We start from the raw sequence: 23,610 nt of genomic DNA on the forward strand, positions 1-23,610 counted from the left end.
CAATGACGGACGCGGGCCTGGCGGGCGCGCGCGAGCGCTGGGTGAGCACCGGCGGGGTCGAGCTGTGCGTCGTCGAACTCGGCGACGCGGACCGGCCGACCGTGGTGCTGGTGCACGGGTACCCGGACAGCAAGGAGGTCTGGTCCCAGGTCGCCGAGCGGCTGGCCGCCCGGTTCCACGTCGTGCTCTACGACGTCCGGGGCCACGGGCGCTCCACGGCCCCGCAGCCGCTGCGCGGCGGGTTCACCCTGGAGAAGCTGACCGACGACTTCCTCGCGGTCGTGGACGCGGTCAGCCCGGATCGCCCGGTGCACCTGGTCGGCCACGACTGGGGCTCCGTACAGGGCTGGGAGTTCGCGACGGTCGCCCGTACCGAGGGCCGGATCGCGTCCTTCACCTCGATGTCGGGGCCCTCCCTCGACCACTTCGGGCACTGGATCAAGAAGCGGATGGCCCGGCCCACCCCGCGCCGGGCGGCCCAGCTGCTGAACCAGGGCGCCAAGTCCTGGTACGTGTACATGCTGCACACCCCCGTACTGCCGGAGCTGGCCTGGCGCGGGCCGCTCGGCAAGCGGTGGCCGAAGCTCCTGGAGCGGATGGAGAAGGTCCCGGCCGGGGACTATCCGACGGCCTCACTGCCTTCCGACGCCGCGCACGGCGCCTGGCTCTACCGGGACAACGTCCGGGCCCGGCTGCGCCGGCCGCGCGCCGACGCGTACGCCCACGTACCGGTGCAGCTGATCACCCCCACCGGGGACTCCTTCCTTTCCGAGCGGCTCTACGACGAGCTGGAGCTGTGGGCCCCGGACCTGGTGCGGCGCACCCTGCCGGCCAAGCACTGGGTGCCGCGGACCCGGCCCGACCAGCTGGCCGCGTGGATCACCGAGTTCGTCACCTCACGGGAGGAGCCCGCCACACGGGCACCGGAACAGAAGGCCCCGGGCAGGTACGCGGACCGCTTCGGCGGCCAGCTGGTCCTGGTCACCGGAGCAGCCAGCGGCATCGGCCGGGCCACCGCCTTCGCGTTCGCCGAGGCCGGCGCCCGTGTGGTGTGCGTGGACCGGGACGCCGACGGCGCGTCCCGCACCGCCGACATGGCGCGCCTGGTCGGCTCGCCGCAGGCCTGGGGCGAGTGCGTCGACGTCAGCGACGAGCAGGCCATGGAGAAGCTCGCCGCGAAGGTCGCCTCCGAGTACGGGATCGTCGACGTCCTGGTCAACAACGCCGGGATCGGCCTGTCGGGCCCCTTCCTGGACACGACCGCCGAGGACTGGAAGAAGGTCCTCGACGTCAACCTGTGGGGCGTCATCCACGGCTGCCGGCTTTTCGGCAAGCAGATGGCCGAGCGCGGCCAGGGCGGGCACATCGTCAACACCGCCTCCGCCGCCGCCTACCTTCCGTCCAAGACCCTGCCCGCCTACAGCACCTCCAAGGCGGCGGTGCTGATGCTCAGCGAGTGCCTGCGGGCCGAGCTGGCCTCGAAGTCCATCGGGGTGTCGGCGATCTGCCCCGGCATCGTGAACACCAACATCACCGCCACCTCCCGGTTCGCCGGAGTGGACGAGGCCGAGGAGAAGCGGCGCCAGCAGAAGTCCTCCCGGCTCTACGGGCTGCGCAACTTCCCGCCGGAGAAGGTCGCGGACGCGATCCTGCTCGCGGTCGTGAAGAACCAGGCCGTGGTCCCGGTGACCCCCGAGTCCAAGGGCGCCCTGTGGATGTCCCGGTTCGCGCCGGGGACCCTGCGGCGGTTCGCGAAACTGGAGCCCAAGCTGTGAGCGGGGCGGTCGCGGGCAGGGCGGCCCCGTACGCGATCGCGCCGCGCCGGGTGGCCTTCGACTGGAAGACCACCCCGCTGCACTGGATACCGGGCGAGCCCACCGCCACCCACGTCGTCAACGTGCTGCACCTGCTGCTGCCCGCCGGTGAGCGGTGGTTCGTGAAGGTCTTCAAGGAGGGCCTGCCCCTGGTCACGGACCCGAAGCTGCGCAGCGAGGTGAAGGGGTTCATGGGCCAGGAGGCCACGCACAGCGTGCAGCACTCCTACGTCCTGGACCACCTCGCCGAACAGCGGCTCCCCACGGAGGCGTACACGAAGTACGTGGACTTCCTCTTCGAGAAGCTGCTCGGGGAGACCCCGCCGTTCGGTGCCCCGATCACGGCGCAGGAGTGGCTGCGCTTCCGGCTCTCGCTGGTCGCCGCGATCGAGCAGTTCACGGCGGTCCTCGGCGACTGGGTGCTCGGCGCCGAGGGGCTGGACGCGGCCGGAGCGGACGAGGTCATGCTCGATCTGCTGCGCTGGCACGGTGCGGAGGAGGTCGAGCACCGCTCCGTCGCCTTCGACATGTACCAGCACTGCGGCGGCTCGGGCCTGCCCCGCTACGCCCGGCGCATCGAGGGCATGGCCGTGGTCGCACCGGTCCTGGGCTGGCTGTGGATCGCGGGGGCCTCGTACCTCCTGCGCAACGACCCCGAGCTGCGCGGACGGACCCGCTATTCGCTGCGCGAGCACAACCGGGCCGTGGCCAAGGGTCTGCTGCCCACTTGGAGAGAGCTCGGCATGGCCATACCCCGCTACCTGCGGCGGTCGTACCATCCCTCGCAGGAGGGCTCGCTGCGCAGGGCGGTCGAGTACCTCGCGGCATCACCTGCCGCCCGGTCCGCCGCGGGCGCGGTCGGCCGAGCCGCCATGTCGTAGGGAGCCGGGATTGTCCGAGCAGGCAGTAGCCGAGTACCGGATCGAGGATCTGGCGCACCACAGCGGTGCGACCGTCCGCACGATCCGGGCGTACCAAGACCGCGGTCTGCTGCCGAAGCCGGAGCGGCGAGGCCGTTCCAATGTCTACCGGGACACGCATCTGGCGCGGCTGCGCCAGATCGCCGACCTGCTGGACCGCGGATACACCCTGGCCTCCATCAAGGAACTGCTGGAGGCCTGGGACGCGGGCCGCGGTCTCGGCGGAGTCCTCGGGCTGGTGGCCGAGGTGCACGGGCCGTGGACGGACGAGGAGGCGGCCCGGATAAGCCGGGACGAGCTGAACGAGCGGTTCGGCGGCAAGCCCGACGACGAAGCGGTCGGCGAGGCGTGCGAGCTGGGCGTGCTGGAGCGGATCCCGGGGCGCCCGGACCAGTTCCTCGTACCGTCCCCGCAGGAGCTGTCCGTGGCCGCCGAGCTGTACGCCGCCGGGGTCCCGCTGCCCGCGATCACCGGTCATCTACGGGAGCTGCGCGGGCAGGTGGAGCTCATCGCCTCGCGCTTCCTGGAATTCACCACGGAGCACGTCTTCGCCCGGTACCTGGGGGCCGTCCCGCCGACGGACTCCGACGCGGCCGAGGCGGCGACGATGGTACGGAGACTGCGGCCACTGGCCCAGCAGACGGTGGACGCGGAACTGGCGCGGGCGATGCGCCTCTTCGCCACCCGGCACCTGCAGCGCCACCTCGGGGCCGTCGGGACCCCCCAGCCGTCCGGGCCGGCCCCGGTGGCGCTGCCCGCGGACACCGTGCGGGCGGTGCAGGACCTGGTGGGGCCGGACCATGTGGCGGAGTTCGTCCGGGCCGCCACGGAGCGGGAGTTGCAGGCCCGCACGATGAACGATCTGGCCAGTCGCGGAGGCCGGTAGTGCTCGCTCAGTAGTCCACAGGCCGGATCACGCTTTTGTCACCGAAACCGGCGCAAAGGGCTGTGGACAAGTCCGACCGACCTGTGGGGAACCACCCCCGGAGGGTCAGCCGACCGCCTGGAACGCCGGCCCGGGTGCGCTGGTTTCAGCCACCGGACCGATGGTGCCGGTGGTGGTGGAGGTGCCCGTGATGGAAGGGATGCCGGAGGGGGTCGCGGTGGTGGAGGCGGCTGCCCGGCGGGTGCTCCCGTAGAGCAGGCCCGCGAGGACCAGACCGAGGATTCCGCCGACGAGCTGGGCGGCGACGAACCCCGGCAGCGACTGCGGGGCGATGCCGGTGAAGGAGTCGCTGAAGCTGCGCCCGATGGTGCCGGCCGGGTTGGCGAAGGACCCGGAGGAGGTGAACCAGATCGCGGCGGCGATGTAGGCGGCGACCGCGGCCGGGATCAGCTTCGGCCGGCCGATGCGCCCGAGGCCCTGGATCACCAGGACCAGTCCCGCGGTGGCCACGACCTCCCCGACGAGGAGGTGTCCGCCGTCGCGGACCTGGGTGGAGAAGGCTCCGGGGAGGCGGCCGAACATCGCTTCCGCGAGGACGGCCCCGCCTATGGCCCCGGCGGTCTGGGCCGCCACGTAGACCAGGGCCTCCCGGCCTTCGAGTCCTTCGCCGCCGGTGCGCCGCCCCCACCAGGCCGTGAGGGTGACCACCGGGTTGAGGTGGGCGCCCGAGAGCGGCCCGAAGAGCGTGATGATCAGCCCGAGCCCGATGGCCGAGGCGAGCGAGTTGGCGACCAGGGCCACGCCCGTATCCGAGGTGAGCGCGGCGGCCTGGATTCCTGATCCGATGACGACCACGAGGAGGGCTGCGGTGCCGACGAGCTCGGCGGTCGCACGCCGCGACAGAGACGCACTATTTGTCATACTTTTCTTCCCCTTGAGTGGCAGTTCAGCGGAAAATCTATTCCGTATCTTGGAAACGCGATAGGGGGAGTCCAGGTTCGGGAGAACGGCGAAAAATCGCTGCGCCGGACCCGGCCGAGCCGTCACGCTGGGCGAATGAATGACAAGCGCACCGTCAAGGTGTCCAAATACGTCTCGAAACACCTCCGCCATCAGCCGGAACGGATCGGACTGGTGCTCGACCCGCACGGCTGGGTGGAGATCGATGATCTTCTGAGCGCCACGGCCGCCCACGGCTTTCCCATCAGCCGGGCCGAGCTCGACCACGTGGTCGCGGCCAACGACAAACAGCGGTTCGCCGTCGAAGGCAGCCGGATCCGCGCCAGCCAGGGACACACCGTCCCCGTGGACCTGGGCCTGCCGGAGGCCGAACCGCCCGCGTACCTCTACCACGGCACCGTCGCGGCCGCCCTGGACGCGATCCGCGCCGAGGGACTGCGCCCGATGGCCCGCCACCACGTCCACCTCTCCCCGGACCGGGAGACCGCGACCCGCGTCGGCGCACGCCGCGGCCGGCCGGTCGTCCTCGCCGTGGACGCGCGGGCGATGCGCGCCGCGGGGCACGTCTTTCGGATCAGCGCCAATGGGGTGTGGCTGGCGGACTCCGTGCCGCCGCAATTCCTGCGGTTCCAATAACCCGGAGATGCCCGGGAGAAGCACCGGAGATCCCAGGAAGAAGCCGGGAAGAAGATCCGGAGAAGCCCCACAAGCCCCGGAATTCACCGAGGGATTGTCAGATCATCCCCCTACGCTGTTCCTCACTCCGGGATCTGTGAGGGGGGTACCTCGCGGTCGCCGAACAACCCGTACCAGCACGCGAGGTGACGCCCCATGACGTCGGAAGAAACCCAGGAAACCCATCCGAACACCTTCCAGGTCGATCTGCGCGGTCTGGTCGACCTGCTCTCCCACCACCTCTACTCCAGCCCCCGCGTGTACGTCCGCGAGCTCCTCCAGAACGCAGTCGACGCGGTCACCGCCCGCCACGCCCTGGATCCCGAAGCCGAGATCGCCATCCGCCTGTCGGCGACCGGGAACCGGGTGACCATCGAGGACAGCGGCATCGGCCTGACCGCCGACGAGGCCCACTCCCTCCTCGCCACCATCGGACGCAGCTCCAAGCGCGGGGGCCCGCACGGCCTGGAGACCACCCGCCAGGAGTTCCTCGGCCAGTTCGGCATCGGTCTGCTCGCCTGTTTCGTCGTCGCCCGCCAGATCCGCGTGGTCACCCGCTCCGCCCGCGATCCGCTGGCCGCGCCCGTCGAATGGCTGGCCACGGACGACGGCTCGTACACCGTCCGCGAACTGCCCTCCGAGGCCCGCCCGGAGCCCGGCACCACCGTGGTCCTGGAGGCCCGCCCCGGCGCCGAGGAGTGGACCGTCCCGGACAGGGTCGAGCAACTGGCCCGCGACTACGGCTCCCTGCTGCCCTACGACATCACCTTCGACGACGGCTCCGCCGCCGGACCCCGCCCGGTCACCGACCGGCCCGCCGTCTGGGACCGGCCCTTCCCCACCCCCGCGGCCCGCCGCGTCGCGCTCGCCGGGCACTGCGCGCAGCTCTTCGGTTTCACCCCGCTCGACAGCATCGACCTCGACCTGCCGGTGGCCGGAGTGCGCGGAGTCGCGTACGTCCTCCCCGAGCCGACCAGCCCCGCCCACCGGCCCGGACACCGCGTCCACCTCAAGGGCATGCTGCTGACCGAGAAGGCCGACAACCTGCTGCCCGACTGGGCGTTCTTCGTCCGAGCCGTCCTGGACACCGACACCCTGCGGCCCACCGCCTCCCGCGAGAACCTGTACGACGACGAGACCCTGGCCGCCGTACGCGAGGCCCTCGGCGCCCGCGTCCGCGCCTGGCTCACCGAGCTCGCCACCAGCGAACCCGAGCGACTGGCCGCCTTCTTGAGCGTCCACCACCTCGGGGTGAAATCGCTGGCCCGGCACGACACCGAGCTGCTCGGCCTGATGCTGCCCTGGCTGCCGTTCGAGACCAGCGACGGCTCGATGAACCTGGAGGAGTTCGCCGCCGCGCACACCGAGATCCACTTCACCCGGACCGTGGAGGAGTTCCGCCAGATCGCCCCGATCGCGGCGGCCCACGGCCTCGGAGTCATCAACGCCGGCTACACCTACGACGCCGACCTGCTGGCCCTGCTGCCCGCCGTGCGCCCGGAGCTCAAGGTCACCGAGCTCGACGCGGGAGCCGTCACCGAGCGCCTCGACCCGGTCCCGACCTCCGCCGAACTGGCCCTGGCCCCCTTCCTGGCCACCGCCCGCACCCGGCTGGAAGCCCAGGGCTGCGACGTGGTCCTGCGCGCCTTCCAGCCCGCCGCCGTCCCCGCGCTCTACCTCGACGACCGCCAGGCCCGTCAGGAGCGCGACCGCACCGCCGCCCTGGAGAGCGCCGACTCGCTGTGGAGCGGCATCCTCGGTTCGCTGCGCGGCTCCGCTCCGCGCGCCCGCCTCGTGCTCAACCACAACAACCCGCTCATCCGCCGGATCGCCGCCCTCCCGGACGAGTCCCTCACCGCCACCGCCGTCGAATCGCTGTACGGCCAGGCCCTGCTGAGGTCACAGCGGCCGCTGCGCGCGGCCGACACCACCCTGCTCAACCGGGCCTTCCTCGGACTCCTGGAATGGGCAACGCACCCGGTCGGCAGCGCGCACAGCACCGACACCACCGAGCGCACCACCGGAGCCGACAGCACCGACACCCAGGGGGAGCAGAAGTGAGCACGCTGACGCGCGAGGAGATCGAGCGCGGACTGGCCGAGAACCGCCAGGCTCCGGGCGGGACCGCACGCAACGCGCACGCCGAGGCGCTGTCCGCCGCCGCCGAAGCGACCGGGGACCGACCGCTGTTCCGTGCGGCACTGGACAACCTGATCAACGCCTACCTGTACAGCTCCGAGTCGCCGAAGATGCTCGTGCCCTTCGCGCGGCTGCTCCAGGAGTACGACAAGGACCGGGGCGCCTTCGACGAGTGGGACGCCCACTCGCTGTTCTGGCAGTTCAAGTGGATCGCCAGCGCCATCGGCCACTCTCCCGAGATCCCGCTGGACTCGGCCGCCGGCTGGCTGGACGAGATGGAGCACCGCTACCGGATCGCCGGTTACAGCGAGCGCCCCGTGCGCGAGGCCGAGCTGTGGCTCGCCGACTCGACCGGCGACGACGAGCGGGCGGGACGCGCGTACGCGCGCTGGCAGGCCGCCGACCGCGACGACATGAGCGACTGCCACGCCTGCGAACTCAACAGCCAGGGCCAGTACGCCGTGCTGCGCGGTGACGACGCCGAGGCCCTGGGGGTCTGGCAGCCGGTGCTGTCCGGCGAGCAGACCTGCGCCGAGGAGCCCCACCGGGTCCTGGCCGCCTCGCTGCTGCCGCTGGTGCGGCTCGGCCGGTTCGACGAGGCACGCTCGGCCCATCTGCGCGGGTACCGGCTGGCCAGGGACAAGGAGAGCCTGCTCCCCTCGGTGGGCCGGCACATCGAGTTCTGCGCGCTCACCGGAAACGAGTCCCGCGGCCTGGAGATCCTTGCCGAGCACGCGGCGTACGTGGCCCCGCTCGCCAACCTCTCCGACCGGCTGGCCTTCCACGGCGGAATCCTCGTCCTGCTCCGCCGCCTGACGGAGCTGGGCCACGGCCAGAGCCCCGCCGTCCCCTACGAGGGCAGCCCGCGCACCGTGTCCGAGCTGTACGAGATGCTGCGCGCGGGCTCGCTCGACATCGCCCGGCGCTTCGACGCGCGCAACGGCTCCACCCGGGTCTCGGAGCGGTTCCTCGCGCGGATCGGCGCGCCCCCGCTGACCGCGGTCCTGCCCCTGGGCGTACGCAGCTCCGCGCTCGCGGCGCTCCCGCAGCCGGGCCCCGCCCCGGTGCCCGGGGCGGCGGCCCCGGCCGAGGGCTTCGCGGAACTGGTGGCACGGGCCCGGGAGGCACGCGACCTCGGGCACCCCGGCTCGGACGCCCTCTGGGAACAGGTGGCCCTGCGCCCCGAGGCGGCGGCCGGGTCCGATCCGCTGGTCGCCGCCGATGTGGCGGACCACCGGGCCCTGACGGCTGCCCGGTCCGGGGCCGGCGACGCCATGGAACTGCTGGCCGACGTACGCGAGCGCTACCGGGAGCTGGGGCTCGCCGAGCGGGCCGCCCTGGCCGAGCTGCGCCGGGCGACCGTGGCCGCGCAGTCGGGCACCGCGGCGGGGGAGCTGCGCGCGCTGCTGGCCGTAGCCCTGCGCGCCGCCGAGGCGCTGGACGCGGACGAGCCGCTGCGGACCCGGCGGATCGCGCTCGCGGAACTGACCGGGATCCGGGTGGAGTCGTACCTCCGCTCGGTCGAGGCCACGGAGGACCCCGAACACGGGCACGAGGGCGGGGTCGGGGGTGGCCACGATCCGGAGCACGGGCAGGGCCACGAGCATGGACACGGCCAGGGCCAGGGCCAGGGCCACGGCGAACTGGCCTCCGAACTCGCCGCCTTCGCCGATGCCTACGCCGCGGCCCTGCCCGACCTGGTGGCGGAGGCAGAGGAGATGCTGGGCCGGCTCGCCCTCTCGCAGGGCGACCCCGAACGTGCCGTGGCGCTGCTCGCCGGCTCCGCCGACCGCTCGGTGGCGGCGGGCCGGCCGTGGCTCGCCGTGGACCCCCTCGTGCTGCGGGCCGGCGTGCTGATGTCGCTGGACCGAGCGGCGGAGGCCGAGGAGTCGGCCCGAGCGGGTCTGGCGCAAGCCTCGGAGGTGACCGACGCCGAGGCTCAGGGCGTCGTACGGCTCACCCTCGCCGACATCCTGCTGGGGCGCGGCGAGGCCGACGCGGAGGCCGCGCGGCACGCCCTGGAGGCGGCGCACTGGTTCGACCAGGCCGGGCTCACCGCCGACGGCGGGGCCCAGGCCCGGCTGCTGCTCGCCCGGTGCCACGCCCGTGAGGGCCACACCGCCGAGGCGGCCGAGGTACTGCAGTCGACGCTGCCGGACCTGCTGGAGCACGGCGAGGGCCAGGCCGTTTCCGCAAGGGAGTTCCTGGGAGACCTGCTGCGCGAGCTGCACGATCCCCGGGGCGCGGCCGAGCAGTACCTGTTGGCGGCGGAGCTCGCCGAGGGCTGGGAGGACCCGCGTCCGCAGGCGAACTTCGCCCAGGCCGCCGCCGATCAGCTCTCCGGGGCGCAGCTGGTGCCGGAGGCGGTCGCCGCCTACGAGCGGGCCCTCGAACTGCGCCGGCGGTCGAAGGGCGCACCGGTCGCCGAGGTACGGATCCTGCGGTCACTGGCCTGGCTGGGGCTGCGCGAAGAGGTCACCGACTCGGGGGTGGCGGGGGCCCGGGCCCGGATGGGCGAGGCGGCCGAGGTACTGACCGCCGCGCTGGCACAGACTCCGCAGGACCCGGAGGCGCGGGCCGAACTGGCCGAGACCTGGAACCAGCTCGCGCAGGTCCTCGACCGCCGGGTCCGCGCCGACGAGGAGGCACACGAGGACGGTGGGGGAGCGGAAGATCGGGAGGAGAGCCGGGGTTCAGGGCCCGCGGAGCCGCTGGGCGCGGCGGAGCTCGAGGCGCTGCGACGGGAGGAGATCCTGCTGTGGGAGCGGGCCGCCGCCCTCTACGCGGAGCTCGGCCCGGAGCATCTGCAGGCCCGGTTCCAGTGCGTGAACAACGCCGCCTGGACCGAGCACGAGCTGGGCCGGCCCGAAGCCGGCGCCGCCCGGGTCTCGGCACTGGCGGCCGAGGTACGCGCGCTGCCCGAGGGCGTGGCCCCGGAGTGGCTCCTGGAGAGCGCCGAACGGACCTCGGAACACCTGCTGCGCACCTCGTCCTGAGGCCGGACGCTGCCGCCGCTCCGAACCCGGGGCGACGGCAGCGGCGGCGGACAGCAGACGGCAGACGGCAGACAGCGGGAGCGGCAGCGGCAGCGGCAGCGGCAGCGGCAGCGGCAGCGGCAGCGGCGCAGCGATTCAGCTCATCCCATCTCAGCCCAGCTGCGCGAGCGCCTCGGTGGCGATCCGCTCGAAGACGCCCTGGTCGGCTGCGAAGTCGGAGTCGGGGATCGGCCAGTGGATCACGAGCTCGGTGAAGCCGAGCTCCTGGTGGCGGCCGGCGAAATCGACGAAGGCCGCCACGGACTCCAGCGGCCGCCCCCGGTCCGGGGTGAAGCCCGTGAGCAGGATCTTGTCCAGCTCGGCCACCTCCCGGCCGGTCTCCGCACACGCCTTGCCGAGCTTCTCGACCTGACCGCGCAGGGCCTGCACCGACTGCTCCGGGGTGCCCTCGTCGAAGATCTTCGGGTCGCCGGTGGTCACCCACGCCTGCCCGTACCGCGCGGCGAGCTTCAGGCCGCGCGGGCCGGTCGCGGCGACGGCGAAGGGCAGCCGGGGGCGCTGGACGCAGCCGGGGATGTTGAAGGCCTCCTCCGCCGAGTAGAAGGTGCCCCGTTGCGAGACGGAGTCCTCGGTGAGCAGCCGGTCGAGCAGCGGCAGGAACTCCCCGAACCGGTCGGCGCGCTCCTTGGGGGTCCACGGCTGCTCCTGGCCGAGCACGGTGGCGTCGAAGCCGTTGCCGCCGGCGCCGATGCCGAGCGTGATCCGTCCGCCGGAGATGTCGTCGAGGGAGATCAGTTCCTTGGCGAGCGTCACCGGGTGGCGGAAGTTCGGCGAGCCCAAGGCTTGCTCATACCATCGGTACATGCCCCGCCCCAAGCACCGAGAGCCGACTATCACCCCAGGTGAACCGGCCGCCCTGTACTGCCGAATATCCCAGGCCGACGATGACGATCAGACCGGCGTCGACCGTCAGGAACGCATCTGCCGGGAGATCGCCGAACGGCGCGGTCTGACCATCGACCCCGCCCATGTCTTCGTCGACAACAGCCGCTCCGCCTGGCGCCGCAACCGTAAGCGCCCCGGCTGGGACCAGCTTCTCGAACGCGCCCGGCGCCGGGAGTTCCGGCACATCATCGCCTACCACCCCGACCGGCTCATGCGGCAGCCGCGCGACCTGGAGGAGCTGCTCCAGGTCTCCGACGAGCACGAGGTCGTGCTACACGGCGAGGCGAACCGCCGGAACCTCTCCGACCCCGACGACCGCTTCATCCTCCGGATCGAGGTCGCTCACGCCTGCCGCTCCTCCGACGACACCTCCCGGCGGCTGAAGTCCGCCCTGGCGGAGCGAGCCGAGACAGGAATGCCGCACTCGGGCAAGCGGCGCTTCGGGTACGAGCCCGACGGGATGACCATCAAGGAGGACGAGGCGGAGATCGTCCGCGAGGTCTTCGACCGCTACCTCAAGGGCCAGAGCCCGGTCGCCATCGCCCTCGTGCTGTACAAGCGCGGCATCAAGACGGTGTACGGCAAGGAGTGGACCCAGGGAACGGTCCGGGCCCTGCTCGACTCCCGCCATGTGGCGGGCATCCGCATGCACCGGGGCAAGGAGGTCGGGCCGGGGAAGTGGCCCGCCATCATCGACGCCGGCACCTGGTCGGAGGTTCGCGCCCGCCGCGAGTACCGGTCGGCGATACATCAGACCAATCTGGAACTGCGCCGCTTCTACCTGCTGCGCGGCCTGGTCATGTGCGAGCGCTGCGGCACCCTTATGTCCGGCACCAAGGTCGGCGCCGTGCCCTCGTACCTGTGCACGCGCAGGAGCCGCAACGGCGACAAGAAATGCGTCCGCCGAATCGCCGCCGTGAAGCTGGAGGGATTCGTCACCGAGGCAGCGATCGACCTGCTCGGCAGGCTCACCGTGTCCGGGCAGCTCGCCTCGGCGGCGCTGCCGAACACGATGACCGAGTCCCTGGAGGCCGACCAGCAGCAGCTCACCGAACTGAACCAGATGTGGGCCGCCAAGGAGATCTCGACAGCGGAGTACCGCACGATGCGGAAGGAGATCACCGACCGCATCGCCAAGGCGCAGAGGCGGATGGTCCTACGGCCCATGAAGCTGCTCGACGGGCTGACCGGACCAGGAGCCAAGGCTGCCTGGGAGGCCGAAGCAATGCCGGACGAGCGTCGGAACGCGGTGCTCCGTTTCCTCTTCTCCGGCGTAGTCATCGATGCGTCGAGCAAGCCGAGCGGGGTCTTCGACTGGGATCGGATCGCCATCGAGCAGAACCCGCTGTAGGCGGCTGCGGGCCATTCCGGGAACTGGGGTGGCCGGGGGCGGGGAGGGCGGAACATAGCCGACGATCCCCGGTCAGCCAAACCGGGGATTTTCCGGATCGTAGGTAGTGCCACGCGGGGCTGGCCTACAGGTCCGTCTCGTTCGGCGTGCGCTGCCCTGGGTGTTGGAGCACCTGGGGATCCAACGGCGCATCCGACCGACCGCCCATGAACACCGGCGGTTCCGAGCCTGCCAGTTCGGTACCGCCAGCGAGGAACCCGCGCATGCAGCAGCACCCTCCGTCCGACCCGCAGTTGTCTTCCCACCTTGACCGCTCGCCGAGCCGCCGACAGGCTCCGGTGACGGCGCGGGAGCAGGCCCTAGCCCGGGTCTGCGAGGGATTTAGGACGACGATCAGCCCGCACAGTGCCGCGCGGCTGGCCGACTTGATGGCGGCCCCCGTGTACGTGATCGCCGCGTAGTGGGCCAGGTCGGTGCGGTACCGAGTGAGGAGAGGAGCTGTCCGCATGGCCGGCCGGGCGACGAGCGAACGGGCGGAATGTATCGGTGGAAGCGGGATTTCGATAATCCCGGATTCGCCGAAATCCTGGTCCTGCATCGCCGAGGGGGCCGGCCAGTCCCGCCGGCGTGCGCAACGCGAGGCCCTGGGTGTTGGAGCACCTGGGACCGCCGCGTGTGACCGACCGCCCATTGATCGACGGACTGTGTGGGGCCTGCCAGCCCCGCACAGTCAGCAAGGACCTGCCCCGTGTCTCTGCTGCCCAGCTTCCGCACGACCGCGACCAGCCCGCCGCCCCGCCCTTGTGGAACCCAGGGTGCTGCGAGGGCACAGGCCCTGGCCCGCGTCTGCGAGGGATTTCGGACGACGATCAGCCCGCACAGCGCCGCGCGGCTGGCCGCCTTGATGTCGGCCACGACGTACGTGAAGGCCGCGTAGACGACGCAGCAACTGCAGATATGGGAGCGGCCCCTCGGTGTTGGAGCACCAAAGGGCCGTAAGGACTCCCAGATGACCGCCCATAAACGATCTGTCCCGGTGCCAGGGCTCTGCCAGCCCTTTATGGCACCAAGTGAGGAAGCTCTGTGCCCCAGGGTACGACCCTGCGCCCCGAAACTGCATCCCCGCAGACCAGCGCCGCACACGCGCCAGGCTGGCGCGACCTGCCCACGCCGCCGCACGACGCCGAGGCCGAGCAGGCGGTGCTGGGCGCCTGCATGTTCCACAGCGCGGTCATCGACGCGGTCCGCCAGGTGCTGGAGCCGGGCGACTTCTTCAGGCCCGCGCACACCACCATCTGGCACGCGCTGCTGGAGCTGCGCAAACAGCAAGCGCCCACCGACGCGATCGCGCTGACCCACCAGCTGAGGGCCACGGGCGATCTCACGCGCGTCGGCGGCCCTCCATACCTGCACACCCTCGCCTCATACGCGGCGACGGGCTCTGTCGAGTACTACGCCGACATCGTGCGCCAGCACGCCGACCTGCGGGTCCTGCAGGCCACGGCGGTCCGCGTCCTCCAGGGCGCCACCGCACCCGGAGCAGACCCCTCCGAAGTTCGCGCTCTGCTGACCGCCACGCTGAACGCCGCCGTCGACCGCGCTCGCCGCAGCTCGGGCGGACGCCTTCAGCGCTACGCCCAGGACGGCTGGTCCTTCGTCTCCGACAGCCCGGCCGGCGCCACCCCTTTGTGGGGCACCGCCGGGAAGACGGCCTGGGCGTCGGGCGAGAGCCTGATGCTGGTCGGCCCGCCCGGAGTGGGTAAGTCGACCATCGCCCAGCAGATCGTCATGGCCCGCCTCGGCCTGCTCAGCGCGGTTTTGGAGATGCCGGTCCAGGAGGGCGAGAAGCTCCTTTACATCGCGGCGGACCGGCCGAGCCAGCTCGCCCGCGCCTTCCACCGCATCGTGCACCAGCCCGACCGGGACATCCTGCGCGAGCGCCTGGTCTTCTGGACGGGGCCGCTGCCCGCCTCGCTCAACACCGAGCCCCAGCTCCTCGCAGAGCTGGCCGCCGAGCACGGCGCGGACACCGTCGTGATCGACAGCCTCAAGGACGTGGTCGGCAAGCTGACCGACGACGAGGCCGGGCTCGCTTACAACAACGCCCGCCAGCAGCTGCTGCGCGATGGTGTCGAGCTGCTGGAGCTGCACCACCAGCGCAAGCAGGGCGCCGACGCCTCCCGCACGCAGCGCCCGGTGCTGGATCAGGTCTACGGTTCGGCCTGGTTCACCGCCGGTGCCGGAAGCGTCCTCTTCCTCAGTGGCGCGGCGGGTGACCCGGTGGTCCACCTCCACCAGCTCAAGACCGTCGACGATGAGATCGGCCCCTTCCCGGTCCTCCACGACCACGCCCGCGGCCTCTCCCACGTCGACACCAGCCTCGACCCGCTCACCCTGCTGCGCCAAGCAGGCCCGCACGGGCTGACCGCCCGCCAGCTCGCCGCGCAGACGACCGGGGAGGCCAAGCCCAGCCCGGCGGAAATCGCCAAGGCCCGGCGCCGTCTGGAGACCCTGGCCAAGAGCGGCCATGCCACCCAGGACACCGGCGCGGGCGGCGGCACCGGGGGCGGCCTGGCCACCCGCTGGCAGGCCACCGCCCGCCATATGACCGCCGTGTCCTGACCCAGGAAAACGCGTACGCGCCCCCGTAAGCGCACCGGCCGACCGAAGACGCCTACGGGCCGCTTCCACCGCGTACGAATCCCACAAAATCGCAGGTCAAACGCGTACGCCCCACCGTACGGCGCATCCGTGCCCCAGCGCCTACGAGCGGCCCCCTCCTTAAAGAGGGGGCCGCGTAAGCGCCCCGCTGTGATGGCCCTCGATTCCGCCTTCTTCCGCACATCGGAGGACCTCCGCATGCCCTTTGTCGCCTTCATTCCGGTGGCTGCCCAGCCCGCCAGCACCCCGCTCCTGCCCAACTGGACCGCATCCCCCGTATCGGCAGCGGCACTGCTTGTACTGCTGGGGCTGCTCGCCGTCGCCGTGTGGAAGATCCTGCGGCAGCGCCGGCAGGCGCCCAGTGCCAACCGGTGGCGCGGGACCATCGCCGTGCGGGTCGCTGCCGTGGCCGCGCTTGGCTGCACCGCCTACAGCGCGGACACCAGCTGGCGGTTCGCCGCCGACTACCTGGACATGGGCAGCACCGTCGAGCGCGCCTTCATGTTCGCCACGGCCGAGCTGGCCCTGTTCGCCACCGCGTTGATGGCGCGCCAGAACCTCAACGGGCCGACGCGTGCGCCGGGCCTGCCCGGCGTCCTGGTGTGGGTGATCACCGCAGTACAGATCATCCCCGCCTACGCCGAGTTCGGGCTCGTCGGCGGCACTGTGCGCGCCTTCGTAGGCCCGGTCATGGCAGCGATGCTGTGGCACCTGGCCATGGGCATCGAACTACGACACCGCACCCCCGAGGCCGCCTCACGCAGCCTGGCCGCCGTCCTCGTCCGCCAGGCACGCGAACGCCTGCTCGCCCGGTTGAGCATCACCGACCAGGACGCGGACGCCGCCCGGCTCATCCGCGAGCGAGCGCTGAGCGAAGCAGTCACCCTGATCCTCCGCGCCGAGGCCATGACCGACCAGCAGCGCGGCAAGCGACGCGGGCGACGACTGGCCGACCGCCTGCACCAAGCCCTGGAACGAGCCGACGTCGACGGAGACCCGCTCCAGGACGAGCTGCTCCTGCGCAAACTCGCCACCCGTAAACAGGCCCTCGCTCTCGCCTCCCTCCCCCTGCCACCACGCTGGCACACCCCCACCACCCACCCCGCCCACGACGCAGGACCCAGCCGCCCGCCCGTCTGTTCCCCGGAGGAACAGAAGACGATGCGCCACCCGCAGCCGTCGCATCCGCAGGATGCGGGCAGCGAAGACGCCCACCGGGCAGCCCGCACGGAACCAGCCGGGCGGGCAGCGGACACGGCCCGCCCACACCCGACAGAGCCGGGCGGCGACCAGCCACCCCCAACGGCCCGGCCGCAACCTGCCCGCCCGGCTCCCGGACCGCCCCCGCGGGCGGAGCCTGGAACCCGCCCGCCCGACGGCAGCCCGCCGTCCACGGGCGACCCCCCAGGCAGGCGCACGCGAAAACAGGCGGCCAGGAAGAAGCAGAAGGACCGCAAACCCCGCGCCGCCGAAGAGGCCATCCTCGACTTCACCCGCCGCATGTACGAGGAGACCGGAAGCGTCTCCCGCGACCGGGTGGAGACCTCCATACGCGCCGCCGGCTACACCGTCGCCAGCGACGACGTCGGACGGATCGTCCGCGCGTTCAAGAACCAGCCCAAGGCCCCGGTCAAGGCCGAACTGAGCGTCGCCCACGACGGCTGACGAGCACCTCGCCCAGCCTCCCGCCCCTTCACACCACCGACAGGAGACTCATGCACGACCCGCTCAACGAGCCCACCACCCCCCAGCAGCAGCCCACCACCCCAGCCCCAGAACAGGCAGCAAGGTATGGCGTTGGACCGTCCAAGGGCCGGTCCAACGCAGCCTCCGCCCCGGGGGTGGCGGAGACAGAACCCCGGCGCGAGGGCGCACCGGGGCAGGAGGGGGCGGTCCTCGACGCCGGACTACCGGTCGTCGTACGTGCCGCTGACGCGGCCGCGCTGTACCGCGTCGCCCGCCGCCGTGCCCGTCAGGAAGTCCAGCGCACCCAGCGTGTCGACGTCCGCTACAGCGCCGACGAGAAGACGGAGATCCTCGCCGAGGCCCGTCGCCTCGGCCTCGCCGGCGCGCACCTCGTCGGCGCGATCGTCATGGCCTACCTCGACGGCCACTTTGAGATCCCCGGCCAGCGCACGTCCCACGACGACCTGATCGACGAACTCGTCGCCCTGCGCGCGGAGATCGCCCCGATCGGCAACAACGTCAACCAGATCGCCTTCAAGCTCAACTCCGGCGGCCGTCCCCACCCTGTGGACAGTGCCGTCCTGGCCCAGGCCGAACGTGTCCTCGCCCTCGCCCGGACTGCTGCCGAAGCGATCGAACTCGCCGCCGGCCGGACGGCCATCGCGAAGCGGGCGGCCTGATTGATCGCGAAGATCGGCAAGGCCGGCGCCAACACCCGAGGCGTCCTGAACTACCTCTACGGACCCGGCCGCGCCAACGAGCACACCGACCCCCACCTCGTGGCCTCGTGGGACGGCTTCGCCCCCGACCCCGGCCGCGACGAGACGGCCACCCTCGCCCGCCTCGCCAGCGCCCTCGACCTGCGGGTGAAGCAGGCAGGCGACCGCGCCCCGGAGAAGCACGTGTGGCACTGCTCGGTCCGGGCCGCGCCCGAAGACCGAACCCTGTCCGACGACGAGTGGGCCACGATCGCCCGCCGGGTCCTCAACGCCACCGGCATCGCGCCGGCAGGCGACCCTGACGCCTGCCGGTGGGTCGCGGTCCGCCACGCGGAGGACCACATCCACATCGTGGCCACCAAGGTCCGAGGCGACCTCACCAAACCCCGCAACTGGAACGACTACCTCCGCGCCCACAAGGAACTGGCCGCGATCGAGAAGGAGTACGGCCTGCGCCAGGTCACACTCGGCGACCGCACCGCAGCCAAGAAGCCGACCCGCGCCGAACAGGAGAAGGCACGCCGCACCGGTACGGCCACTACGCCCCGCGAGAGGCTGCGCGCCACCGTCCGTACCGCGGTAGCGGCTGCCACCAGCACCGAGGAGTTCTTCACCATCCTCCGCAGCACCAAGGTGCTGGTGGACATCCAGCACTTCCCCTCCGGCGACATCCGCGGCTACAAGGTCGCCCTCCCCGGTGACACCAACGCCCAGGGTGAGCCCGTGTGGTTCTCCGGTTCCACCCTCGGACCCGACCTGTCCTATCCGAAGATCAGCGAACGCCTTGCGCCCACCGAAACCGCTTCCACAGATCGGCACCCTGGGCGTCGGCGTACGGCGTGGCAGCAGGTCACCGCAGCGGCCGACCGTATCCCCGATCTGCTGACGGAGACCGATGACCCTGCGGGCCAGGCGCACATCTCCGTGCTCGCCGAAACCCTCGACGTCCTCCCCCTGATCGCCCCCGCCGCGTACAAGCCGCAGCTCGCTCAGGCAGCCGCGGCCTTCGAGCGGGCCAGCCGTTCCCGCATCCGCGCCCGCCATCAACAGGCGCAGGCCACACGCCGCGCCATCAAGGCGATCGTCCGTGAACCCGCGCCCAAGGACGGAGCCCTCCTCGCGATCCTCCTCGACGCCGTCCTTCTGGCCGTCGTCGCAGCACAGCACTGGCACCACACCCGCCACCACGACCAGCAAGCCGAAGCCGCCCGCCAGACAGCCGAACACCTGCACGCCGCCTACCAGGCAGCCACCAGCCAGCCCCTGACCGCGATCCACCAACGCGGCCTGCGCCTGGCTCTACCCGTGCAACAGAGGCAGGCCGTCCTCGTCCGCCAGGCCCTGCCGGACCTGGCCGAGCAGATCCTCGCCGAACCCGGCTGGCCCGCCCTCGCCGCCACCCTCACCAACACGACAGCCGCCGGCCACGACCCCGCCGCCCTGCTCACCCAGGCCGCCCGTCACCGGGAGCTCGACACCGCCGGCTCCCTCAGCGAAGTCCTCGTCTGGCGACTGCACCGCATCGCCGACCTGAACCCCCAACCCGCCACAGGTGCCGCAGGCAGGTCAGCCCCGCCCCGGGTCACCAAACCTGCCACCTCCGCCGACCGCCCCCGCAGGACCCGATGACACCAGCCGCCCCACCGCGTCCCTCAGCCCGAGCTCCCCCAGCAACGGCATACCTCAGCCCGCACCCGCCGCACCCTCCCGGGCCTGCGGCAACACCAGCCGACAAGGAGTCACCCCTGAAGATCCACCCCTACGCCGACACCTTCCCGATGCTCACCGAGGCCGAACTGCACGATCTCGCCGAGTCCATCAAGACCGAGGGCCAGCACAAGCCGATCATCCTCGACCGCGACGGCGTCGTCCTCGATGGCCGCAACCGCCTCGCTGCCTGCAAGCGCGCCGGTATCGAACCCCGCTTCACCACATACGACGGTGACAACCCCACCCGCCTCATCTTCAGCAACAACATCGTCCGCCGGCACATCAGCAAGGGCCAGCAGGCCATGATCACCGCCATGGCGTGTTCCGTTTCGGGACACTCCCTGCGGACCCAGGCCAAGCTCCACGACATCAGCCGCAGCCGCCTCTCCGCCGCCAACGTCGTACTCCAGCACGCCCCCGACCTCGCCGAACGAGTACGCCTCGGCACACTCGGCCTCGACGCCGCCCACGACCAGGCCCGCGAACGCAAAACCCACACCGAAGCCCTCCTCGCCCAGAACGAACGCCTGCAACAGCACGCCCCCGACCTCGCCGAGAAGGCCGCCGAGGGCCACCTCACCCTTGACGCCGCCATCGCCGCCCTCGACAGGCGACTCGAAGAGGAACGGCTTCGCCAGCTCGTGAGGGACTCCGACGCACTCCGCCTCGCTGACCGCGATGCCACACCCGCCCTCAGCCCGCTCGCCGAACGCGGCGACATCACCTGGGGCCAGGCAGCCCAGCTCGCCGAGGAACACCTCACCCGGCGGCACGAGGCCATCCTCCGCACACAGCAGGCCCTGCAACTGATCGCCGAGAACTGGGCGGCCGTCCACGACCTCGCAGCCCGACCCGACACCCCCTACACACAGGAGATACTCGACGGCCTCACACCAGAAGCACGCGCTCTCGTCGCGCGACTGATGGCCCGAGGCTGACACCGTGAGCATGCCTCAGGGCCAACGTTCGACGCGTTGGCCCTGAGGCGGCACTCGTGGCCGGAGGCTTGGGTGAGGGGGGCTTGCGCGTGGTCAGCGCTGAAGAGCGGAGTCCAGGTGCTGCTGGACCGGGCCGAAGAGGCCGTACGGGACGTACTGCGGGATCTCGGCGTGGGCAACCCACGCGAGCTCGGCCAGCTCGTCGGTGTCCGCTACGTAAGCACTGCCACCGACCACCTCGCAGGCCGTGTAGGACATCAGCCGACCCGTGGCCGGGTGGATCCGCTCACCGAGGAGCTTGACCGCCTTCACCGTCAGGCCCGTCTCCTCCTGGGTTTCGCGAACCGCGGCGTCCTCGCGGGATTCGTCGGGCTCGACTTCGCCGGCGGGGAACTGCCAGGAGAGCTGGCCCTCGCTGACCCGGCGCCGGACCATGAGCACGCGGCCTTCGTGCACCACGATGGCCGCGGCGATGCCCGGTCGCTCCTCAGCGTTCTGCTGCGTCACGTCTGCTCCTCCAGGACAGCCAGGATGGGTGGGAAGATCGTATCGACGGGGATGAACCGGGTCAGGGAGTTTTTCGGAACCCACATGACGTCCGCGTTCTCCTCGGCGTCGGCATTGGCCGCCTCCCCCGCCAGGTACTCGCAGAGGAAGTAGTCGCAGAGCACTCCGGTCATCGGGTGGAGGCGGCTACCCAGGTGATCGCGTACGGCGCAGTGGACTCCTGTCTCGTCCAGGGTTTCCCGCACCGTGGTGGTCTCGGCCTTGCCCCCGGGCTTGATCACACCGGCGGGGAACTGCCAGGTGATGCCGGACGCGTCGTCGTGCCGTCGGCATACCAGTAGGACCTGATCGTCACGGGTGACCACGGCGATGGCGATCCGCAGCGCCTGGGCGCCGGCGGGATCCGGCGCGGCCGGTCGGTGCTCGTTCGCGACCAGGAGGGAGAACCGCTGACGGGCTGCCGGCGTGGCCTGCTCGTGGGCTGAGTCCAGGAGTTGTTGCATCTCCTTGCGCGGCACGACGGCGGAGTCGGCGTGCCAGGCCGCGACGGTGCGGACGGCGATGCCGAGCTGGGCAGCGAACTGTTCGTTGGTGAGCCGGAGCGCGGACTGGAGGATGCATGCGTACCGTCCGCTCCAGAGCTCGATGACCTCCACGCGCCGCCCCTTCGTCGTCGCCGCTCTCGGTGCAGGAATCCGCGTGCCGAAGGTGCACTCCCACTGCACTGGCGCTTCATGGTCGCGCGGCGCGCGCCCCGGAAGAATCGGAGGCACCGGGGCAAGGAATCACCTGATCGACATTCCAGATCCAGAGCCCTATCGAGAGGCGCACGGGCGCCGGACGACCACAGGGAGATTTTAGATGCGCGCTCGCTTCGGATAGGAGGGAAAGGGAAGTTGGCTGAATTCGATTCCTTGATCCAGTCTCCGCAGAGGCCGCATCCGCCTCTGATCTCCACGGGACACCGCTGCTCGTCCTGGCCCCATCGCCGACGCCGGTAACCTCAGCAGGTGACGGCTGATCGCCCGTCATCTCCGGTTGCTAGCAAGGCGAAAGGGAGACAATGCCCGAGGATCAGGCACACACCGTGGAGCGCACACTCGTCCTGCTGAAGCCCGATGCGCTGGCGCGCGGCCTGGCAGGAAGGATCATCACGCGATTCGAGGACGCCGCGCTGAAGATCGTCGGAACGAAGATGAAGTGGATGGACGCGGAATTCACTCGCCGCCACTACTTCGACCTGGAAGAACGACTCGGGGCGGAGGTCTACAACGTCACCTCCACATTCATGCAGCAGGGTCCGGTCATCGCCCTGGTGCTGGAGGGCTACGACGCCATCGCCACGGTCCGCAAGATCGTGGGCAGCACCTACCCGAACCAGGCTCCCGCCGGCACCGTGCGAGGCGACCTGTCGCACTACAGCGCCGCAGCCAGCATCGCCTCCGGCAAGGCCGTCGCGAACCTCGTGCACGCCTCCGGCAACGCGGAGGAGGCCAAGCAGGAGGTGGAGCTGTGGTTCGACAAGGACGAGCTGCAGGACTACAAGACGCTGGCCGAGATCTACACGTACTGACGGCGGAGTACGGCGTCACCGGTGGGACGCCGACGCGTTGAACACCACTGGGGTACGAACGTCTGATCTGAGAGGGCACCATGACCAACCAGACCCGCCTGGCCTCCACCGACGAGCTGGAGTCGATCTTCCAGCGTGAGCTGGTGAGTGACCGCTGGGCGGCGACCGAGACCGCCTACGCCCTGGCGGTGCGCCACCGCGATCTGGGCAACTGGCCCGCGTCCCGTGAGTGGGTCCAGCAGTGCCTCCGGCTCCTGGAGGGCTTCCCCAGCGAGACGGAGGAGCAGGTCGCCACGAGCCGCTCGTCGGTGGGAGGCGTCCAGCTGCCCACATACCTGCACTCCGGTGTGGTCCAGGCCCGCTTCGGCGACCTGGGCTGACACAGCAGAGCTCCACGAGCGGTGCGGCGGGGCCCGGCCCGGCCGCACCGCTAGCCCCACCCCCATCCCGAGCCCCAATTCCACAGCGCCTGGCCAACCGGACAGGGCCCCCACGGCAGGGTCCGGCTGGCTTCGCCATGCCTGAAACGAGGAGACACCACCCCGTGGCCATCGAGATCGAGATGCGGGCCCGCTTCCCCAAGGAGTCCCACGACCAGCTGGTCGCCCGCCTGAAGGCGGATGGCGAGGACCTCGGCAACGACGACAAGCACATCTACTTCTACGTGCTGCCCGACCAGCTGCTGAAGGTCACCGACAACACCGCCGCAGGCACCGCCAAGATCACCCTCAAGGGGAGCAAGATCGGACAGGGACCCGCGTTCGCGGAGACGGAGTTCGCGATCGCTCCCGCCGACGTGTCCGCCGCGGTGAAGGTGTTCAACGGTCTCGGCTTCGAGGCCGCCATGCACGAGGCGTTCAATTTCCGGCACAACTACTGCTTCGACGGCGTCGAGATCGCGGTCAAGTGGAGCGAGGCGTGGGGATACCACGCCGAGTTCGAGCTGCTGCTCGACGACGCCGCCTCGGACGCCGCCCGCGACGAGGCAACGGCCAAGATCATGGATGTGGCGGCGGAGCTGGGCGTCACGCTGATGACCGAGCAGGAGCTGGCCGACTTCACCGCGGCCTTCGAGGCCGCCGAGCAGGAGCGGAAGGAGCGCGAGCAACAGACCGCGCCACTCAGGTAGG

Annotated in this window: 20 protein-coding genes and 1 pseudogene; 17 read left to right on the top strand and 4 right to left on the bottom strand. The window is 71.2% G+C overall.

All coding sequences use genetic code 11. From position 1 onward, the window contains the following. The first annotated feature begins 2 nt into the window (after window positions 1–2). The 3 genes from OG247_RS21350 to OG247_RS21360 are packed head-to-tail and all read left to right on the top strand — an operon-like array spanning window position 3 to window position 3,620. Window positions 3–1,775, top strand: coding sequence for an SDR family oxidoreductase (locus tag OG247_RS21350; protein WP_327257570.1), 1,773 nt, complete (start codon window positions 3–5; stop codon window positions 1,773–1,775). Further along, on the top strand, window positions 1,772–2,695 hold the full coding sequence (locus OG247_RS21355; RefSeq protein ID WP_327253741.1) for a metal-dependent hydrolase: 924 nt from the start codon (window positions 1,772–1,774) through the stop codon (window positions 2,693–2,695). The genes OG247_RS21350 and OG247_RS21355 overlap by 4 nt, the downstream gene beginning before the upstream one ends. A 10-nt stretch (window positions 2,696–2,705) precedes the next feature. Next, complete coding sequence (locus OG247_RS21360) at window positions 2,706–3,620, top strand: MerR family transcriptional regulator (protein WP_327253742.1); 915 nt, start codon at window positions 2,706–2,708, stop codon at window positions 3,618–3,620. 105 nt (window positions 3,621–3,725) lie between these two features. Here the strand turns inward: OG247_RS21360 and OG247_RS21365 are convergent, their stop codons facing one another. Next, a complete protein-coding gene (locus tag OG247_RS21365; protein WP_327253743.1) occupies window positions 3,726–4,541 on the bottom strand; it encodes an aquaporin in 816 nt (271 codons plus the stop codon). A 135-nt stretch (window positions 4,542–4,676) separates the two neighbouring features. Between OG247_RS21365 and OG247_RS21370 the strand changes: the two genes are divergently transcribed. From OG247_RS21370 to OG247_RS21380, 3 genes are all read left to right on the top strand, one after another. Then, on the top strand, window positions 4,677–5,216 hold the full coding sequence (locus tag OG247_RS21370) for an RNA 2'-phosphotransferase (RefSeq protein ID WP_327253744.1): 540 nt from the start codon (window positions 4,677–4,679) through the stop codon (window positions 5,214–5,216). A gap of 195 nt (window positions 5,217–5,411) precedes the next feature. Continuing rightward, window positions 5,412–7,316, top strand: coding sequence for an HSP90 family protein (locus tag OG247_RS21375; RefSeq protein ID WP_327253745.1), 1,905 nt, complete (start codon window positions 5,412–5,414; stop codon window positions 7,314–7,316). Beyond that, complete coding sequence (locus OG247_RS21380; RefSeq protein WP_327253746.1) at window positions 7,313–10,390, top strand: tetratricopeptide repeat protein; 3,078 nt, start codon at window positions 7,313–7,315, stop codon at window positions 10,388–10,390. Before OG247_RS21375 ends, OG247_RS21380 begins: the two co-directional genes overlap by 4 nt. A gap of 150 nt (window positions 10,391–10,540) precedes the next feature. Here OG247_RS21380 and OG247_RS21385 read toward each other — a convergent pair. After that, a pseudogene (locus tag OG247_RS21385) lies at window positions 10,541–11,224 on the bottom strand (LLM class flavin-dependent oxidoreductase); the annotation flags it as partial. A 28-nt stretch (window positions 11,225–11,252) separates the two neighbouring features. Here OG247_RS21385 and OG247_RS21390 point away from each other — a divergent pair. The 8 genes from OG247_RS21390 to OG247_RS21425 all read left to right on the top strand — a co-directional run bounded on the left by OG247_RS21390 (window position 11,253) and on the right by OG247_RS21425 (window position 20,400). Further along, window positions 11,253–12,686 carry a recombinase family protein gene (locus tag OG247_RS21390; protein ID WP_327253747.1) on the top strand — a complete coding sequence of 478 codons (1,434 nt, stop codon included), beginning with the start codon at window positions 11,253–11,255 and terminating at the stop codon, window positions 12,684–12,686. Between the two features lie 263 nt (window positions 12,687–12,949). Continuing rightward, window positions 12,950–13,147, top strand: a complete 198-nt coding sequence (locus OG247_RS21395) for a hypothetical protein (RefSeq protein WP_327253748.1) — start codon at window positions 12,950–12,952, stop codon at window positions 13,145–13,147. A gap of 287 nt (window positions 13,148–13,434) precedes the next feature. Beyond that, complete coding sequence (locus OG247_RS21400; protein WP_327253749.1) at window positions 13,435–13,623, top strand: hypothetical protein; 189 nt, start codon at window positions 13,435–13,437, stop codon at window positions 13,621–13,623. 146 nt (window positions 13,624–13,769) lie between these two features. Continuing rightward, window positions 13,770–15,308, top strand: a complete 1,539-nt coding sequence (locus OG247_RS21405) for a DnaB-like helicase N-terminal domain-containing protein (protein WP_327253750.1) — start codon at window positions 13,770–13,772, stop codon at window positions 15,306–15,308. Between the two features lie 237 nt (window positions 15,309–15,545). Beyond that, complete coding sequence (locus OG247_RS21410) at window positions 15,546–17,012, top strand: hypothetical protein (protein ID WP_327253751.1); 1,467 nt, start codon at window positions 15,546–15,548, stop codon at window positions 17,010–17,012. A 50-nt stretch (window positions 17,013–17,062) separates the two neighbouring features. Then, window positions 17,063–17,713 (top strand): plasmid mobilization relaxosome protein MobC, encoded by a 651-nt coding sequence (locus OG247_RS21415; protein WP_327253752.1) that lies wholly within the window; start codon window positions 17,063–17,065, stop codon window positions 17,711–17,713. Continuing rightward, window positions 17,714–19,381, top strand: a complete 1,668-nt coding sequence (locus OG247_RS21420) for a relaxase/mobilization nuclease domain-containing protein (RefSeq protein ID WP_327253753.1) — start codon at window positions 17,714–17,716, stop codon at window positions 19,379–19,381. Between the two features lie 149 nt (window positions 19,382–19,530). Then, window positions 19,531–20,400: a ParB N-terminal domain-containing protein gene (locus OG247_RS21425; RefSeq protein WP_327253754.1), complete on the top strand. Its 870-nt coding sequence runs from the start codon at window positions 19,531–19,533 to the stop codon at window positions 20,398–20,400. A gap of 93 nt (window positions 20,401–20,493) precedes the next feature. On the opposite strand, the gene OG247_RS21430 is transcribed toward OG247_RS21425, so the two are convergent. Beyond that, window positions 20,494–20,907, bottom strand: coding sequence for an NUDIX hydrolase (locus OG247_RS21430; protein WP_327253755.1), 414 nt, complete (start codon window positions 20,905–20,907; stop codon window positions 20,494–20,496). Then, window positions 20,904–21,563 carry an NUDIX hydrolase gene (locus OG247_RS21435; RefSeq protein ID WP_327253756.1) on the bottom strand — a complete coding sequence of 220 codons (660 nt, stop codon included), beginning with the start codon at window positions 21,561–21,563 and terminating at the stop codon, window positions 20,904–20,906. The genes OG247_RS21430 and OG247_RS21435 overlap by 4 nt, the downstream gene beginning before the upstream one ends. 407 nt (window positions 21,564–21,970) lie before the next feature. On the opposite strand from OG247_RS21435, the gene OG247_RS21440 reads away from it, so the two are divergent. From OG247_RS21440 to OG247_RS21450, 3 genes are all read left to right on the top strand, one after another. After that, window positions 21,971–22,480: a nucleoside-diphosphate kinase gene (locus tag OG247_RS21440; RefSeq protein WP_327253757.1), complete on the top strand. Its 510-nt coding sequence runs from the start codon at window positions 21,971–21,973 to the stop codon at window positions 22,478–22,480. Between the two features lie 80 nt (window positions 22,481–22,560). Next, window positions 22,561–22,860, top strand: coding sequence for a hypothetical protein (locus tag OG247_RS21445; RefSeq protein ID WP_327253758.1), 300 nt, complete (start codon window positions 22,561–22,563; stop codon window positions 22,858–22,860). Window positions 22,861–23,024: 164 nt separating this feature from the next. After that, window positions 23,025–23,609, top strand: coding sequence for a CYTH domain-containing protein (locus OG247_RS21450; RefSeq protein ID WP_327253759.1), 585 nt, complete (start codon window positions 23,025–23,027; stop codon window positions 23,607–23,609). Window position 23,610: the final 1 nt, after the last annotated feature.

Origin of the sequence: Streptomyces sp. NBC_01244 (assembly GCF_035987325.1) — a bacterium.
Classification (GTDB): Bacteria; Actinomycetota; Actinomycetes; order Streptomycetales; family Streptomycetaceae; genus Streptomyces.